The sequence below is a fragment of the Mycobacterium sp. IDUB_9 genome (assembly GCF_055419505.1).
The window spans coordinates 60,039-73,383 of the sequence record NZ_JBVAXU010000001.1; the positions used below are offsets into that span (position 1 = coordinate 60,039).

16 protein-coding genes are annotated in these 13,345 nt (G+C 65.8%); 6 read left to right on the top strand and 10 right to left on the bottom strand.

Annotated elements, in window-relative coordinates; genetic code table 11:
• The first annotated feature begins 17 nt into the window (after positions 1-17).
• The 4 genes from ACZY08_RS00365 to ACZY08_RS00380 are packed head-to-tail and all read left to right on the top strand — an operon-like array spanning position 18 to position 3,025.
• Entirely contained in the window at positions 18-530 is a 513-nt protein-coding gene (locus tag ACZY08_RS00365) for a DUF2505 domain-containing protein (protein WP_463742638.1), read from the top strand.
• Positions 505-1,311 (top strand): methyltransferase domain-containing protein, encoded by an 807-nt coding sequence (locus tag ACZY08_RS00370; RefSeq protein ID WP_463744092.1) that lies wholly within the window; start codon positions 505-507, stop codon positions 1,309-1,311. Before ACZY08_RS00365 ends, ACZY08_RS00370 begins: the two co-directional genes overlap by 26 nt.
• Positions 1,312-1,316: 5 nt before the next feature.
• A complete protein-coding gene (locus ACZY08_RS00375; protein WP_463742639.1) occupies positions 1,317-2,132 on the top strand; it encodes a carbon-nitrogen hydrolase family protein in 816 nt (271 codons plus the stop codon).
• The gene (locus ACZY08_RS00380) at positions 2,129-3,025 is read left to right on the top strand and encodes an LmeA family phospholipid-binding protein (RefSeq protein WP_463742640.1); all 897 of its coding nucleotides are present in this window, start codon (positions 2,129-2,131) and stop codon (positions 3,023-3,025) included. Before ACZY08_RS00375 ends, ACZY08_RS00380 begins: the two co-directional genes overlap by 4 nt.
• Here ACZY08_RS00380 and deoC read toward each other — a convergent pair.
• The 6 genes from deoC to ACZY08_RS00410 all read right to left on the bottom strand — a co-directional run bounded on the left by deoC (position 3,022) and on the right by ACZY08_RS00410 (position 7,021).
• Positions 3,022-3,705 (bottom strand): deoxyribose-phosphate aldolase, encoded by a 684-nt coding sequence (gene deoC / locus ACZY08_RS00385; protein ID WP_463742641.1) that lies wholly within the window; start codon positions 3,703-3,705, stop codon positions 3,022-3,024. The two genes, ACZY08_RS00380 and deoC, sit on opposite strands and share 4 nt — an antisense overlap.
• The gene (locus ACZY08_RS00390; RefSeq protein ID WP_463742642.1) at positions 3,705-4,133 is read right to left on the bottom strand and encodes a DUF2599 domain-containing protein; all 429 of its coding nucleotides are present in this window, start codon (positions 4,131-4,133) and stop codon (positions 3,705-3,707) included. Before ACZY08_RS00390 ends, deoC begins: the two co-directional genes overlap by 1 nt.
• Positions 4,134-4,137: 4 nt before the next feature.
• Complete coding sequence (locus ACZY08_RS00395; RefSeq protein WP_463742643.1) at positions 4,138-4,419, bottom strand: DUF2516 family protein; 282 nt, start codon at positions 4,417-4,419, stop codon at positions 4,138-4,140.
• A 70-nt stretch (positions 4,420-4,489) separates the two neighbouring features.
• Entirely contained in the window at positions 4,490-5,122 is a 633-nt protein-coding gene (locus ACZY08_RS00400; protein WP_463742644.1) for a heparin-binding hemagglutinin, read from the bottom strand.
• A 40-nt stretch (positions 5,123-5,162) separates the two neighbouring features.
• The gene (locus ACZY08_RS00405; protein WP_463742645.1) at positions 5,163-5,588 is read right to left on the bottom strand and encodes a helix-turn-helix domain-containing protein; all 426 of its coding nucleotides are present in this window, start codon (positions 5,586-5,588) and stop codon (positions 5,163-5,165) included.
• A gap of 89 nt (positions 5,589-5,677) precedes the next feature.
• A complete protein-coding gene (locus tag ACZY08_RS00410; RefSeq protein WP_463742646.1) occupies positions 5,678-7,021 on the bottom strand; it encodes a DUF445 domain-containing protein in 1,344 nt (447 codons plus the stop codon).
• A 106-nt stretch (positions 7,022-7,127) separates the two neighbouring features.
• On the opposite strand from ACZY08_RS00410, the gene ACZY08_RS00415 reads away from it, so the two are divergent.
• Both ACZY08_RS00415 and ACZY08_RS00420 read left to right on the top strand, forming a co-directional pair.
• Positions 7,128-7,829, top strand: coding sequence for a TetR/AcrR family transcriptional regulator (locus ACZY08_RS00415; RefSeq protein WP_039314381.1), 702 nt, complete (start codon positions 7,128-7,130; stop codon positions 7,827-7,829).
• A gap of 4 nt (positions 7,830-7,833) precedes the next feature.
• Positions 7,834-8,700, top strand: a complete 867-nt coding sequence (locus ACZY08_RS00420) for a polyphosphate kinase 2 family protein (protein ID WP_463742647.1) — start codon at positions 7,834-7,836, stop codon at positions 8,698-8,700.
• Positions 8,701-8,854: 154 nt separating this feature from the next.
• Here ACZY08_RS00420 and ACZY08_RS00425 read toward each other — a convergent pair whose 3' ends face one another.
• The 4 genes from ACZY08_RS00425 to ACZY08_RS00440 form a co-directional block, all read right to left on the bottom strand.
• The gene (locus ACZY08_RS00425) at positions 8,855-9,730 is read right to left on the bottom strand and encodes a cyclopropane mycolic acid synthase family methyltransferase (RefSeq protein WP_463742648.1); all 876 of its coding nucleotides are present in this window, start codon (positions 9,728-9,730) and stop codon (positions 8,855-8,857) included.
• A 152-nt stretch (positions 9,731-9,882) separates the two neighbouring features.
• Positions 9,883-10,743, bottom strand: coding sequence for a 3-hydroxybutyryl-CoA dehydrogenase (locus ACZY08_RS00430; RefSeq protein ID WP_463742649.1), 861 nt, complete (start codon positions 10,741-10,743; stop codon positions 9,883-9,885).
• Between the two features lie 176 nt (positions 10,744-10,919).
• Positions 10,920-12,206, bottom strand: a complete 1,287-nt coding sequence (gene aceA / locus ACZY08_RS00435) for an isocitrate lyase (protein WP_463742650.1) — start codon at positions 12,204-12,206, stop codon at positions 10,920-10,922.
• Between the two features lie 269 nt (positions 12,207-12,475).
• Positions 12,476-13,297, bottom strand: a complete 822-nt coding sequence (locus ACZY08_RS00440) for an acyl-ACP thioesterase domain-containing protein (protein WP_463742651.1) — start codon at positions 13,295-13,297, stop codon at positions 12,476-12,478.
• Between the last annotated feature and the right edge of the window lie 48 nt (positions 13,298-13,345).

Consider the following 13,345-nt stretch of genomic DNA (forward strand, 5'->3'; position numbering starts at 1 on the left):
CGGTACCTTCGGTAGCCATGAGCCGCTCCCGGCAGTCGACGATGTCGTTCGACGCACCCGCCGAAACGATCTACGCCGTGTACGCAACCGGCGCGTACTGGCAGGCCCTGATGGACCGGTACGACGACCTGACGCCCGGAAAATCCGACATCACCGCCTTCAGCTCCGACGAGGGCGGGATCGCGGTCGAGTTCCGGCAGGTTCTGCCGCGCGCGGAGTTGCCCGCGATCCTGCGGTCGGTGATTCCGCTCGACCTCGCCATCACCCGTAAGCAGTATTTCGGCCCCTTCGATCCGAACGGCGCGAACGGCCACTACACCGCGTCGGTTTCACACGCACCGGGCCGGCTCGATGGCCGTTATGTGCTCACCGGGGTCTCAGCGGGCAGCCGACTGCAGGCCGAAAGCACGTGCAAGGTGCCGATGCCCCTGGTCGGGGGCAAGCTCGAAGACCTGGTCCTGCAGTCCGTAAACGACGTGTTCACCATCGAGGGGGCGTTCACCGCTGAATGGATCGCCGAGCACGTCTAGGCCCGTCGGGGCGGTCACCCGCGGCACCACCGGGTACAACCGGCTGCGCCGCAGCGACCGTTGGCTGGTGCACTCGCCGCGGGTGCGCAGCGTGTTGCGGGCCGCGGCCGATCCGCTCGTGGTCGACCTCGGGTACGGCGCGCTGCCGGTGACCACGCTCGAATTGGCGGCGCGGCTGCAATCGCTGCGTCCCGACGTGCGCGTCGTCGGCCTGGAGATCCACCCCGAACGCGTGGCCACCGCCCGGGCGATGGCCGGCGGCAGCGACGTGCACTTCGCCCTCGGCGGGTTCGAGTTGGCCGGGCTGCGTCCCGTGCTGGTGCGGGCGTTCAACGTGTTGCGTCAGTACCCGGTCGAGGCAGTGCCCGAAGCGTGGGCGACGATGTCGCGCCGGCTCGCTCCCGGTGGGCTGATCGTCGACGGAACGTGCGACGAGCTGGGCCGCAGATGCTGCTGGGTGCTGCTGGATGCCGACGGGCCGGTGAGCCTGACGCTGGCGTGCGACCCGTTCAGCATCGAGCGGCCGTCGGATCTGGCCGAACGGCTGCCCAAGGTGCTGATCCACCACAACGTCGAAGGACAGCCGGTCCACGCACTCCTGAGCGCCGCCGACCGGGCCTGGGCGAGTGCTGCCGGACACGGCGTGTTCGGCCCGCGGGTGCGCTGGCGGGCCATGGTGGATCTGTTGCGCGCAGACGGTTTCCCCGTCGCCGCGGCGCGCCGCCGGTTGCGTGACGGGGTGCTCACAGTCCCGTGGGCGGCCGTGGCGCCAGTAAGCTGAACCGCATGCGAATTGCCCTGGCGCAGATCGCCACCGGCACCGACCCGTCGTCGAATTTGGCCCTGGTCGATGAGTACACCCGGCGCGCCGCCGCCGACGGCGCCCGGTTGGTGTTGTTCCCCGAGGCCACGATGTGCCGGTTCGGGGTGCCACTGGGTCCCGTCGCCGAGGACCTCGACGGACCGTGGGCGAAGGCGGTGCGCGAGATCGCCGCACAGGCCGGGGTCGTCGTGGTGGCCGGGATGTTCGCCCCCAGCCAGGACGGGCGGGTCACCAACACCCTGATCGCGACCGGACCCGGGGTGGACGCGCACTACCACAAGATCCATCTCTACGACGCCTTCGGGTTCGCCGAATCACGCACTGTCGCACCGGGTTTCGAGCCGGTGACCATCACCGTCGACGGGGTCACCGTCGGCCTGACCACCTGCTACGACATCCGGTTCCCGGAGCTCTACGTGGAGCTGGCCCGGCGCGGCGCCCAGCTGATCACCGTGCACGCCTCGTGGGGATCCGGGCCCGGCAAGCTGGAGCAGTGGACCCTGCTGGCCCGGGCCCGGGCCCTGGACACCACCGGATTCATCGCCGCGGTGGACCAGGCCTATCCGGGTGATGAGATCGCCAAGGCCGGGCCGACGGGCGTCGGCGGCAGTCTGGTGACCTCCCCCACCGGGGAGGTTCTGGCCACGGCCGGCGGCGAGAGCGAGTTGCTGGTCTTCGACGTCGACCTCGATGCCGCCAACCAGGTCCGGGACACCATCGCGGTGCTGCAGAACCGCTCACAGTTCGCTCAGTTCGGTAAGGCACAATCGCTGGGGTGACCGATCCCTGGGCTCGCCCAACCGACCAGTCCCCGCCGGCGCCTTCGGCGGAGCAGCCACCGCAGCCGCCCCCGCCTGACCAGCCTCAGCAGCCTCAGCAGCCATCCCCCGACGCTCCGGCCCCGCAGGACACGTCGGCACTGGCGAAGGTCAAGAAGCTGCTGTCGGATCCGTTGTCGGTGGTGCTGGTCTTCGTGATCGTGGTGGCCCTGGTCGCCGCGGGTGTGCTCGGCGGCGAGCTGTATGCCCGCAGCCGGGCCGACAAGATCGTCGCCTCGATCGTGGGATGCATCGTTGATGACGGCGCCACGGCCTCATTCGACCCGCTGCCGCCATTCCTGATGCAGCACGTGACGGGGCACTACACGAACATCAACATCGAGACCGCGGGCAACCAGATCCGCGACGCCAAGGGCATGAAGGTCAAGCTGGGCATCGAGGATGTGCGCATCAAGGAGACCGCTGACGCCAGCGGCACCGTGGGCTCACTGGTCGCCGACATCACCTGGAACACCGACGGCATCCGCCAGACCGTGGCAGACATGGTCCAGTTGCCGTTCATCGGCTCGGCCATCTCCGATGTGCGGACCAATCCGTCCAACGGGACGATCGAGCTCAAGGGCATGCTCGGCACCATCACGGCCAAGCCCACGGTGGTCAACAAGGGCATCTCGCTGCAGATCGTCGACCTGAGCGCCATCGGCCTGTCCTGGCCGCGGGAGACCCTGCAGCCGATCCTGGACAAGTTCACCGCCCAGCTGACCGAGAACTACCCGATGGGGATCCACGCCGACAGCGTGCAGGTCACCGACAGCGGCGTGGTGGCGAAGTTCTCCACCACGAATGCGTCGATGCCCAAGGCCACCGAGGACCCCTGCTTCGACAAGCTCTAGGTTTCGGTGAGGCCGTCGAGCACTGCTCTGGTGCCCGACAGGCCGAGCCGGGTGGCCCCGGCGTCGAGCATCGCCACGGCCGCCTCGGCAGTGCGGATGCCGCCGCTCGCCTTGACGCCGATACCGTCGCCCACCGCGCGCGCCATCAGTTCGACGGCGCGGGCGGAGGCGCCTCCGCTGGGATGGAAGCCGGTGGAGGTTTTGACGAAGTCGGCCCCGGCGCCCACGGCGGCCCGGCAGACGTCCTGCAGCAACGCCTCGCCGGCGAACTCCAGCAGCGCCGCGGATTCGACGATGACCTTGAGCGTGGAACCGGGTACGGCAGCGCGCACCGCGGCGACCTCGGCGGCGGTGATCTCCAGGTCACCGGCCAGCGCGGCCCCGACGTCGATCACCATGTCGATCTCGGCGGCGCCCGCAGTCACGGCCAGTTGCGATTCGCGGGCCTTGATCTCGGCCAGGTGTTTGCCCGACGGGAAGCCGGACACCGCCGCCACTGCCAGGCCGGACGGGGCGACCCCGGCCGCGGCAGCCACCAGCGTCGGGGACACGCACACCGAGAACACCCCGAGGTCGGCGCCCTCGGCCACCAGTTTCGCGACGTCGGCCACGGTGGCCTCCGGCTTGAGCAGGGTGTGATCGACCAGGGCGGCTACCTGTGCACGGGTGTAACTGCCCATCAGAACGGTTCCTCGCTGCCGCCGGGATTGCACCCGCTGGCCAGCAGCACCTCGCGGGCGACCTCGGGCCGCCACGGCTCCAGATTCCAGCTGGTCTTACCGGGTTCGGCGAGTTCGGCGAACGTCCAGTGGCACAGGAACTGCTCACGCATCCCGGGGAGGTCGGCATCTGGGGACTGTGCCAGCACCTCGGCCCAGGCCTGGTCGGCCTCTGCGGCGCTGCCCGGCTGGTGGGTCAGCGCCCGGGCGGCGTCAGTGGGATAGACGCGCAGGCTGGACAGGTCGCCCCATTTGGCCCATTCGACGTGATCGACATAGACGTGGTCCGTGGAGCCCGGGACAGGGTCGGCAGCAGCGGCGGGGGCCCAGGTCAGTGCCGCGCCCAGCGCGAGACATACCGCGCCGAGCGCGGCCGGCGACGAACGCATCGGGTCAGCGCGACTTTCCCTGGATCTCGAGCAGTTTGGGCCGCACGTCGACGAGATAGACGCCGGTGGCGCAGGCGGAGATGACGGCGCCGAAGTCGCGCAGCAGCACCGCCAGCAGCAGGCCCACCCCGAGGATGGCCAGCCATACCGGCTTGGTCAGCTTGCCGGTAGCGGTATAGGCATCGGGGCGCTGCACAGCAGCGTGTACGAGGGCGTAGACACCCACGCAGAAGACGACGACGACGAGCGCAAAGACAATGACGCCCGCAAGGTTGGCGAGTTGCACCTCACCAGCCTATGCGGGCGTCATCATCAGCGTCGAGCGGCGGGCGTTGCGCCCGCCCTCAACACCGTTACTACTTCTGGGTGACCTTCTTGGCCGGAGCGGCCGTGGTCTTCTTGGCGGCCGGGGTGGCAGCCTTCTTGGCCGGAGCAGCCGGGGCCTTCTTGGCGGGAGCCTTCTTGGCGGGGGCGGCAGCAGCGGGCGCTTCCGCCTTCTTCTTCGGCAGCTCGACGCCGACCAGCTTGGCGGCACGCTCGCCGACCGCGCGGGTCTGGGTCGCCACGGTGCCCAGGGCATCCTGCGTCAGCTCGACGGCCTGGTCGGTGTAGCCCTCGACGCGGCTGGCGGCTTCTTCGATGGCCGGCTGGTTACGCAGGCGCTCGAGGGCGGCCTCGCCGCGCTCGACCAGCTTGTTGTAGGTCGCGGTGGCCTGATCGGCGTAGCCCTCGGCGGCCTTGCGCAGCTCGTCGGAGTTCAGCTTCTCGCGCAGCTCACCGAACTGGGCGGGCAGCTCTTCCTGCAGCTTGTTCAGGCGGGCACGGCTCTCCTCGACACGGGCCTCCGCGTCGGTGCGGGCATCCTCGGCACGCTCACGCAGGCTGGCGACGATCTCGTTGACCGTGGCCAGGGCCAGGTCGGCAGCGCCGACGGCGGCCAACAGCGGGGCCTTGAGGTCTTCGATGGTGGGCTGAGTCTTCTCGGTCATGCGAATTCCTTTCTCTCAGGTGGGCTTTTCGTGCGGATGGTTATCGGTCAGCGGGTGAGGTGTCAGTCGTCGTCTCAGATGTCTGCTCCTCACCTGCTTCGGCTTCGTTCTGCTGCCGGAACGATGTGTAGATGTCGAGCAGCACCTGCTTTTGCCGCTCGGTGATCCCCACGTCGTTGACGATGGCGTCGCGGACCTCGCTGGGCTCGCTGGGCTCCAAGATCCCGGCACGCACATAGAGGACTTCCGCGGACACCCGAAGTGCCTTCGCGATCTGGTTGAGCACGTCGGCGGACGGTTTCCGCAATCCCCGTTCGATCTGGCTCAGGTAGGGATTGCTGACGCCGGCCTTCTCGGCCAGCTGCCGAACCGATACCTGCGCCGCCTCACGCTGGGCCCGGATGAAGCTTCCGATGTCCTGCGCAGCGTTGGAGACGACAGCCGCGAGATTTTCGTCTTGCGCCATGTCATTCCCCTCGTAGGCCGTGTATCCGTTAACGACGAAATTCACGCTACGACGGGGTGCTAACTTTTGCAAGCACTAGTTAGCGCAGGTCAGAAGAGTAGTTGGGCTATCGAGTAGATGATCAGGCCCGCCAACGACCCCACCACGGTGCCGTTGATCCGGATGAACTGCAGGTCACGACCCACATGGAGCTCGATCCGGCGGCTCGCCTCGTCGGCATCCCACCGTTCGATGGTCTCGGTGATGATTGCTGTGATCTCGGTCCCATACTCGGCGACCAGGTGTTTTGCCCCCCGGACGATCCAGCTGTCGACCTTGTCGCGTAGCTCGGCATCGTCACGCAGCGACTCCCCGATGCGCATCACCGAGTCAGCGATCCGGGTACGCAGCGCCGACGACGGGTCGTCCACCGACTCGAGGATGATCCGCTTCGCCGCCGCCCACGCGGTTTCGGCCGCCCGCGTCACCTCGTCGCGGCCCATGATCTGTTCCTTGACGTTCTCGGCGCGCTGGATCGTCGCCTCGTCGTTCTGCAAGTCGTCGGCGAACTCGAACAGGAACCGGGTGGCCGAGCGACGCAGCTCGTGGTCGGGATTACGGCGCACCTTGTCGGTGAAGTCCATCAGCTCCCGGTGGATCCGGTCACCGACCAGATGGTCCACCCAGCGCGGCGACCAGGTCGGCGAATCCCGCTCGATCACCCGCTCGATCACCTCACCGGAGTTCAGCGACCACTGGAACGCCCGGTCGCACAACAGCTGGATCAGCGCTTCCTGACGGCCCTCCTGCAGAAGTGTGGACAGCACCCGGCCGATCGGCGGGCCCCATTTGGGCTCGGCGATGCGTTTGACGATCATCCGGTCCAGTACGTGCTGGACGTCTTCGTCGCGCAGCATCTCGACCCCGACCCGCAGCACGGTCGACGCCTCGGCGGCCACCCGCTCGGCATGCGGACGGTCACACAGCCATTTGCCCAACCGGCCCGCCACCTGGGCATCGTGCAGTTTGGTCGCGATCACCTCGGGAGACATGAAGTTCTCCCGGACGAACATGCCCAAACCCTCGCCCAGCTGGTCCTTCTTGCGCTTGATGATGGCCGTGTGCGGGATCGGCAGACCCAGCGGATGCTTGAACAACGCGGTCACGGCGAACCAGTCGGCAAGTGCGCCGACCATGCCCGCCTCGGCTGCCGCGCGCACATATCCGATCCATGGCGCCGCACCCAGCCCTGCCGCGCCCCGCGACTGCGCCCACGTGCACAAAAGAAAGATCACGGTTGCGCCGACCAGGAAGCTCAGCGCAACCAGCTTCATTCTCCGCAAACCCCGTTGGCGTTCGGCGTCGGCAGCGCTGTCCGCACCGGCCAGCGTCTCGGCAAAACTCTGCCGCGGGCCGGCAAGCGCGCGGACTCCCGCGTCGGTTCGATGTGCCACGTTTCCATCTTGCGCTATCCCGGCGACTGACGGTCTGACCCTGGAGCCGGTATCCGCAGATTCGCCGTAGTATCAAGTGGAACTAGGGAATGGGACTACTGCGACTGTGGCACAGACTCCGCCGGTGACGGTGAAGACCGATGGACGCAAACGGCGCTGGCACCAGCACAAGGTGGAGCGGCGCAACGAATTGGTAGACGGCACCCTGGAAGCAATCCGGAGCCGGGGCAGCAACGTCAGCATGGACGAGATCGCTGCCGAGATCGGCGTGTCCAAGACCGTGCTGTACCGCTATTTCGTCGACAAGAACGATCTCACCACCGCCGTCATGATGCGGTTCGCCCAGACCACCCTGATCCCGAATATGGCTTCGGCCCTGTCCTCGAACCTCGACGGGTTCGACCTGACCCGCGAGATCATCAAGGTCTACGTGGAAACCGTTGCGGCCGAGCCAGAGATCTATCCGTTCGTGATGGCCAACAACTCAGCCAGCAAGAGCAAGGCCGTCGCCGATTCCGAGCAGATCATCGCGCGCATGCTGGCCGTGATGCTGCGCCGCCGGATGGCCCAGGCCGGCATGGACACCCGCGGCGCCGAGGCGTGGGCGTTCCACACCGTCGGCGGGGTCCAGCTGGCCACCCACTCGTGGATGTCGAACCCGCGGATGACCGCCGATGACCTGATCGATTACCTCACCATGCTGTCCTGGAACGCACTGTGCGGCATCGTCGAAGTCGGCGGCTCGCTGGAGAAGTTCAACTCACTGCCGCACCCGTCACCGGTTTTACCGCCGCAACTGCTTGACTGAACGGGTGACCGACAAGGACCTGCCTACGCTGTGGACCCACGAACCACATGACCAACTGGTTTTTCGTCCGGGCGACCAGGTTGCGCGCATCGACGCCAACGGCACTCCGGGATTCCGGGGCAACAAGAGCGATGCGCCCACCCTGCAGACCGAACGCAATCTGAGGTTGGCCTCGCTGCAGGAAATGCTCTACGCCCGTTCCAAGAGCGGTGACGACAACCGCTCGATTCTGCTGATCCTGCAGGGAATGGACACCGCCGGCAAGGGCGGCATCGTCAAACATGTTGTGGGAGCGGCGAATCCGCAAGGCATCCGGTACACCAGCTTCGGCAAGCCGACCGAGGACGAGCGCGCCCACCACTACCTGTGGCGGATTCGCAACGCCCTTCCGCCGGCCGGGCACATCGGGGTGTTCGACCGTTCCCACTACGAGGACGTGCTGATCGTCCGCGTGCACAACCTGGTACCGCCGGACGTCTGGGGCGCCCGCTACGACGAGATCAACGCCTTCGAACGCGAATTGGTCGACGCCGGCACCACATTGGTGAAGGTGGCCATGTTCGTCTCACTCGCCGAGCAGAAGGAACGCCTGGCCGAGCGGCTCGAACGGCCCGAGAAGTACTGGAAATACAACCCGGCCGACATCGACGAGCGACTGCTGTGGCCCAAGTACCAGGAGGCCTACCAGGCCATGCTGGAGAAGACGTCGACCGACTACGCGCCGTGGCACATCGTGCCGTGTGACAGGAAGTGGTACAGCCGGCTCGCCATCACCGAACTGCTCATCGAGGCCCTCAAGGGTCTCAACATGTCGTGGCCGCCGGCGGACTTCGACGTCGAGGTGGAGAAGAAGCGGCTGGCGGACGCCTGAGTTCGCTCGGGTCTGGTTGCGCCGAGAATGAATCCAGGCCCAAGAATCGGGTTGATCCTGTCTCTGGGTGCAATTTCGCGGTGACAGCGCACGCTCCAAATACCTCAGGCGCTTCGGATCTGGGATCCGAAGCGCCTGAGGTGAAAGAGCGAAACTACTTGACCAGCGTGAACTGGCCGATGTTGGTGATGCCGCGACGGAAGAAGTCGGCGCAACCGGTCAGGTACTTCATGTACCGGTCGTAGACCTCCTGGCCCTGCATGGCGATGGCCTCGTCCTTCTTGGCTTCGAGGTTGGCCGCCCACATGTCCAGCGTCCGCGCGTAGTGCGGCCGCAGCAGGTGGGTGCGCTCCAGCTTGAAGCCCGAGCCGTCGGCCAGCTTCTCGATGTCCTCGACCGCAGGCAGCTGCCCACCGGGGAAGATCTCCTCGCCGATGAACTTCATGAACTTCAGGTCGCTGATCGTCAGCTTGATGTTGTTCTCACGGAAGAACTGCTGGGTGTGCGCCAGGATCGTGTGCAGCAGCATCCGGCCGCCGTTCTCCGGCAGGATGCTGTAGGCCCGCTCGAAGAACACCGGGTAACGCTCCTGCTTGAACGCCTCGAACGCGCCGATCGACACGATGCGGTCGACGGGCTCGTTGAACTCTTCCCAGCCCTGCATCCGGATCTCGATGCTGCGGTTGGTGTCGATCTTGGCGAGCCGCTCACGGGCATACTCCGACTGAGCCTTGCTCAGCGTGATGCCGATGACGTTGACATCGAACTTGGTGACGGCGCGCTCCAGCGCGCCACCCCAGCCACAGCCGATGTCGAGCAGCGTCATGCCCGGCTTGAGGTCGAGCTTGCCCAGCGCGAGGTCGAACTTGGCGTTCTGCGACTCCTCGAGGTTCATGTCCTCGCGCTCGTAGTAACCGCAGGTGTAACCCATGGTCGGACCGAGCCACAGGGCGAAGAACTCATTCGAGATGTCGTAGATCGACTGCGACTCCTCGTAGTACGGAGCAAGATCGGACTCGACGTTAGACATACGAAAAATTACCTCTTTGCGTTTCTGCTGCTGACGACCGTTGGGTTTGGGGCCGACATACGTTCTTACATGCAGACTCTATTGAGCGAGCCGGCAGGCCCTACTGTGGGTAGACTAGCTAAGCCTCGGCCATAGTGCCAGCGCGGCCCTTCTCAGTACTTGTAGAAGCCCTGGCCCGATTTCTTGCCCAGCTGTCCCGCCTCCACCATGCGCAACAGGAGCGGTGGCGCGGCGTACAAAGGCTCTTTGAACTCGTCAAACATCTTGTCGGCGATGAGCTTCAGGGTGTCCAATCCGACCAGATCGGACAGCCGCAGCGGCCCCATCGGATGCGACAGCCCGGCCACCACTGCTTTGTCGACATCTTCGATTGTGGCAAAGCCACCCTCGACCATCCGGACCGCTGCCAGGAGGTAGGGAACCAGCAACGCGTTGACCACAAAACCGGACCGGTCAGAACAACGGACAACCTGTTTTCCGAGAACCGTGCCGGCGAATTCCTCGACGCGCGCCGACGCGGCTTCCGAGGTCACCAGGGTGCCGACCAATTCGACCAGCGGCAACACCGGAACCGGGTTGAAAAAGTGCAGGCCAAGGACCCTGGCAGGATTCTGTGTAGCTGCTGCGAGTTTCATGATCGGGATGCTCGAGGTGTTGGAGGCGAGCACCGCGTCGGGGTCGGTGATCACGCGATCCAGGTCGGCGAAGATCTTCGCCTTGACGTTCTCGTCTTCGATCACGGCCTCGATGACCAGTTGCCGGTCGGCCAGATCGTCGATCGTGGTGGTGAACTTCAGCTTGTCCAGCGCGGCGTCCTTCTCCCGCTCCGTGACCTTGCCCGAGCTGACGGCACGCTCGAGCGATTTGGTGATGCGGTTACGGCCCGCGGTGACCAGTGCGTCGGTGGTCTCGAACACCAGCACGTCGACGCCGGCTCGTGCGGACACCTCGGCGATACCCGCGCCCATCTGGCCGGCACCGATCACACCTACTCGTTCAATTTGATTGCTCACTACTTCACTTTCTCAGTACGCGGATACGCAACAGGCCCCGCCCAAGAATTCTGAGCGGGGCCCGTGCTGTCAAGCCGTGTCAGTACCGCGAGCAGTCCCCCGCAAGCGGGAGGTGCCCCCAACAAAACTGGCGGTTTCGGGGCCGAAATCGGCAGGTTTGTGTCTGCTCGACGGAATTAGTGGAACTGACCCTCTTCGGTGGAACCGGCCAGGGCGGTGGTCGAGCTGGTCGGGTCGACGGTGGTGGCGATCCGGTCGAAGTAGCCGGCGCCGACCTCGCGCTGGTGCTTCGTGGCGGTGTAACCGCGCTCCTCGGCGGCGAACTCGCGCTCCTGCAGCTCGACGTAGGCCTTCATCTGCTCGCGGGCGTAGCCGTGGGCCAGGTCGAACATCGAGTAGTTGAGGGCGTGGAAGCCGGCCAGCGTGATGAACTGGAACTTGAAGCCCATCGCGCCCAGCTCGCGCTGGAACTTGGCGATGGTGTCGTCGTCCAGGTGCTGCTTCCAGTTGAACGACGGCGAGCAGTTGTAGGACAGCATCTGGTCCGGGAATTCGCTCTTGACGCCCTCGGCGAACTTCTTCGCGAGCTCGAGGTCCGGGGTGCCGGTCTCCATCCAGATGAGATCCGAGTACGGCGCGTAGGCCTTCGCACGGGCGATGCAGGGCTCGAGGCCGTTCTGCACGCGGTAGAAGCCTTCCTTGGTGCGCTCACCGGTGATGAACGGACGGTCCCGCTCGTCGACGTCGGAGGTGATCAGCGTGGCGGCCTCGGCGTCGGTCCGGGCGATGACCAGCGTGGGCACGTCGGCGACGTCAGCGGCCAGACGGGCCGAGGTCAGGGTGCGGACGTGCTGCTGGGTCGGGATCAGCACCTTGCCACCGAGGTGGCCGCACTTCTTCTCCGAGGCCAGCTGGTCTTCCCAGTGCGAGCCCGCGACGCCGGCGGCGATCATGGCCTTCTGGAGCTCGTAGACGTTGAGCGCACCACCGAAGCCGGCCTCACCGTCGGCGACGATCGGGGCGAGCCAGTTCTCGACCGAGGTGTCGCCCTCGACCTTGGCGATCTGGTCGGCACGCATCAGCGCGTTGTTGATGCGGCGGACCACCTGCGGCACCGAGTTGGCCGGGTACAGGCTCTGGTCGGGGTAGGTGTGGCCGGACAGGTTGGCGTCGCCGGCGACCTGCCACCCGGACAGGTAGATGGCCTTCAGGCCGGCACGCACCTGCTGGACGGCCTGGTTGCCGGTCAGCGCGCCGAGCGCGTTGACGAAGTCCATGTCGTGCAGCTGCTCCCACAGCACCTCGGAGCCGCGGCGGGCGAGGGTGTTCTCCTCGACGACGGAGCCCTGCAGGGCAACCACGTCGGCCGGGGTGTAGGTACGGGTGATGCCCTTCCAGCGGGGGTTGTGATCCCAGTCGTGCTGGATCTGCTCCGGTGACTTGGGGGTGCCCACGGTCGACATAGGACTGCTCCTTCGGTTGTTAAGTCCGCTTGTTCGGCCACTGGGCGCCTTCAACTTGTTAACGCCGAGCAGCTTCACTCTTGTGCTCACACGACGATGGCACAGCACATATCCGCAGGTCCACCCGTTTCATCTGCCAATTTTCGCCAAAGCGCCAGGCTAACTTGCAAAGGTTGCGAAGAAATATGATGGCTGTACCGGTTCAGAAGCTACCGACGGGTAGCCCAAAGGCGCAGGTCAGTACGCTCGTACTGTTAAACCTGGCGGGGTCAGAGCGAGAACAGTGAGGCGATCGCTTTTGTCTCGTCGCCGACGGCATATGTGAGCGTTCTAACAGTGCGGTCGGTGAGCTCTTCGCCGAATTTGTCGGTCGATCCGGCCGGGTGGACGTGCGACAGGATCTCGAGTTTCTCGCCGAGGGCCACCGCGGCATCGTGCTCGATGGTCACCCGCAGCGGCTTCTCCAGCAGCTCGGGGTGGGAGTACAGGTAGTCCTCGATCACCGTCCAGTACACCGAGTTGTTCATGTGGTCGAACAGGTCGATGTCGGACACCCGCACCGGGTATTCGCGGATCTCCGCGGCATCCTCACGGCTGCCGGCCTTCAGGTAGGACTTCCAGCGCAGCCGGGACTCGTCGGTGGTGCGGCGCAGACCGGACAGAAAGTCGTCAGAGATGCGGGAAGGCCCCTGCGTCTCCCGATTGATGTGGATCCAGAACGCCTCGGACTCCATCAGTCCGCCCTTGCGCCCGTCGATACGCACCCGCATCTCGCACCACCGGTTGGACGTTCCCGAACACCACCGCCGCATCCGCAGGATGTCGCCGCCGATGATGGGCCGGATCAGATCGATCATCGTGCGCCGCACGATCCACGCGGGATGGACGTCTTCGTAGCCCATCTCCCGCAGTTGGTCCTGGCCGATGTCCTGAATGTGTCGGCAGGCGCCGTCGAAGCGCAGCCGCCCGTCGCGGTCGACATCGGCCATCCGCAGCGGCCATTCCCGGTCGAAGACGTCGGGATGGGGATCGGGCACCGGCATCATCACCTTGTTCAGCCCGGTGGTCGAATTCTGCGCGGTACCCGCCATGATCATCTCCAGTCGCTATCGCCTGAGCCGATCATGCCAGGCAGCCCG

Bases quoted from the DNA above. Each gene is read 5' to 3' on its own strand.
- ACZY08_RS00425 (WP_463742648.1), bottom strand. From the start codon at position 9,730: ATGTCTAACGTCGAGTCCGATCTTGCTCCGTACTACGAGGAGTCGCAG.
- aceA (WP_463742650.1), bottom strand. From the start codon at position 12,206: ATGTCGACCGTGGGCACCCCCAAGTCACCGGAGCAGATCCAGCACGAC.
- ACZY08_RS00365 (WP_463742638.1), top strand. From the start codon at position 18: ATGAGCCGCTCCCGGCAGTCGACGATGTCGTTCGACGCACCCGCCGAA.
- ACZY08_RS00405 (WP_463742645.1), bottom strand. From the start codon at position 5,588: ATGGCGCAAGACGAAAATCTCGCGGCTGTCGTCTCCAACGCTGCGCAG.
- ACZY08_RS00375 (WP_463742639.1), top strand. From the start codon at position 1,317: ATGCGAATTGCCCTGGCGCAGATCGCCACCGGCACCGACCCGTCGTCG.
- deoC (WP_463742641.1), bottom strand. From the start codon at position 3,705: ATGGGCAGTTACACCCGTGCACAGGTAGCCGCCCTGGTCGATCACACC.
- ACZY08_RS00390 (WP_463742642.1), bottom strand. From the start codon at position 4,133: ATGCGTTCGTCGCCGGCCGCGCTCGGCGCGGTATGTCTCGCGCTGGGC.
- ACZY08_RS00440 (WP_463742651.1), bottom strand. From the start codon at position 13,297: ATGGCGGGTACCGCGCAGAATTCGACCACCGGGCTGAACAAGGTGATG.
- ACZY08_RS00400 (WP_463742644.1), bottom strand. From the start codon at position 5,122: ATGACCGAGAAGACTCAGCCCACCATCGAAGACCTCAAGGCCCCGCTG.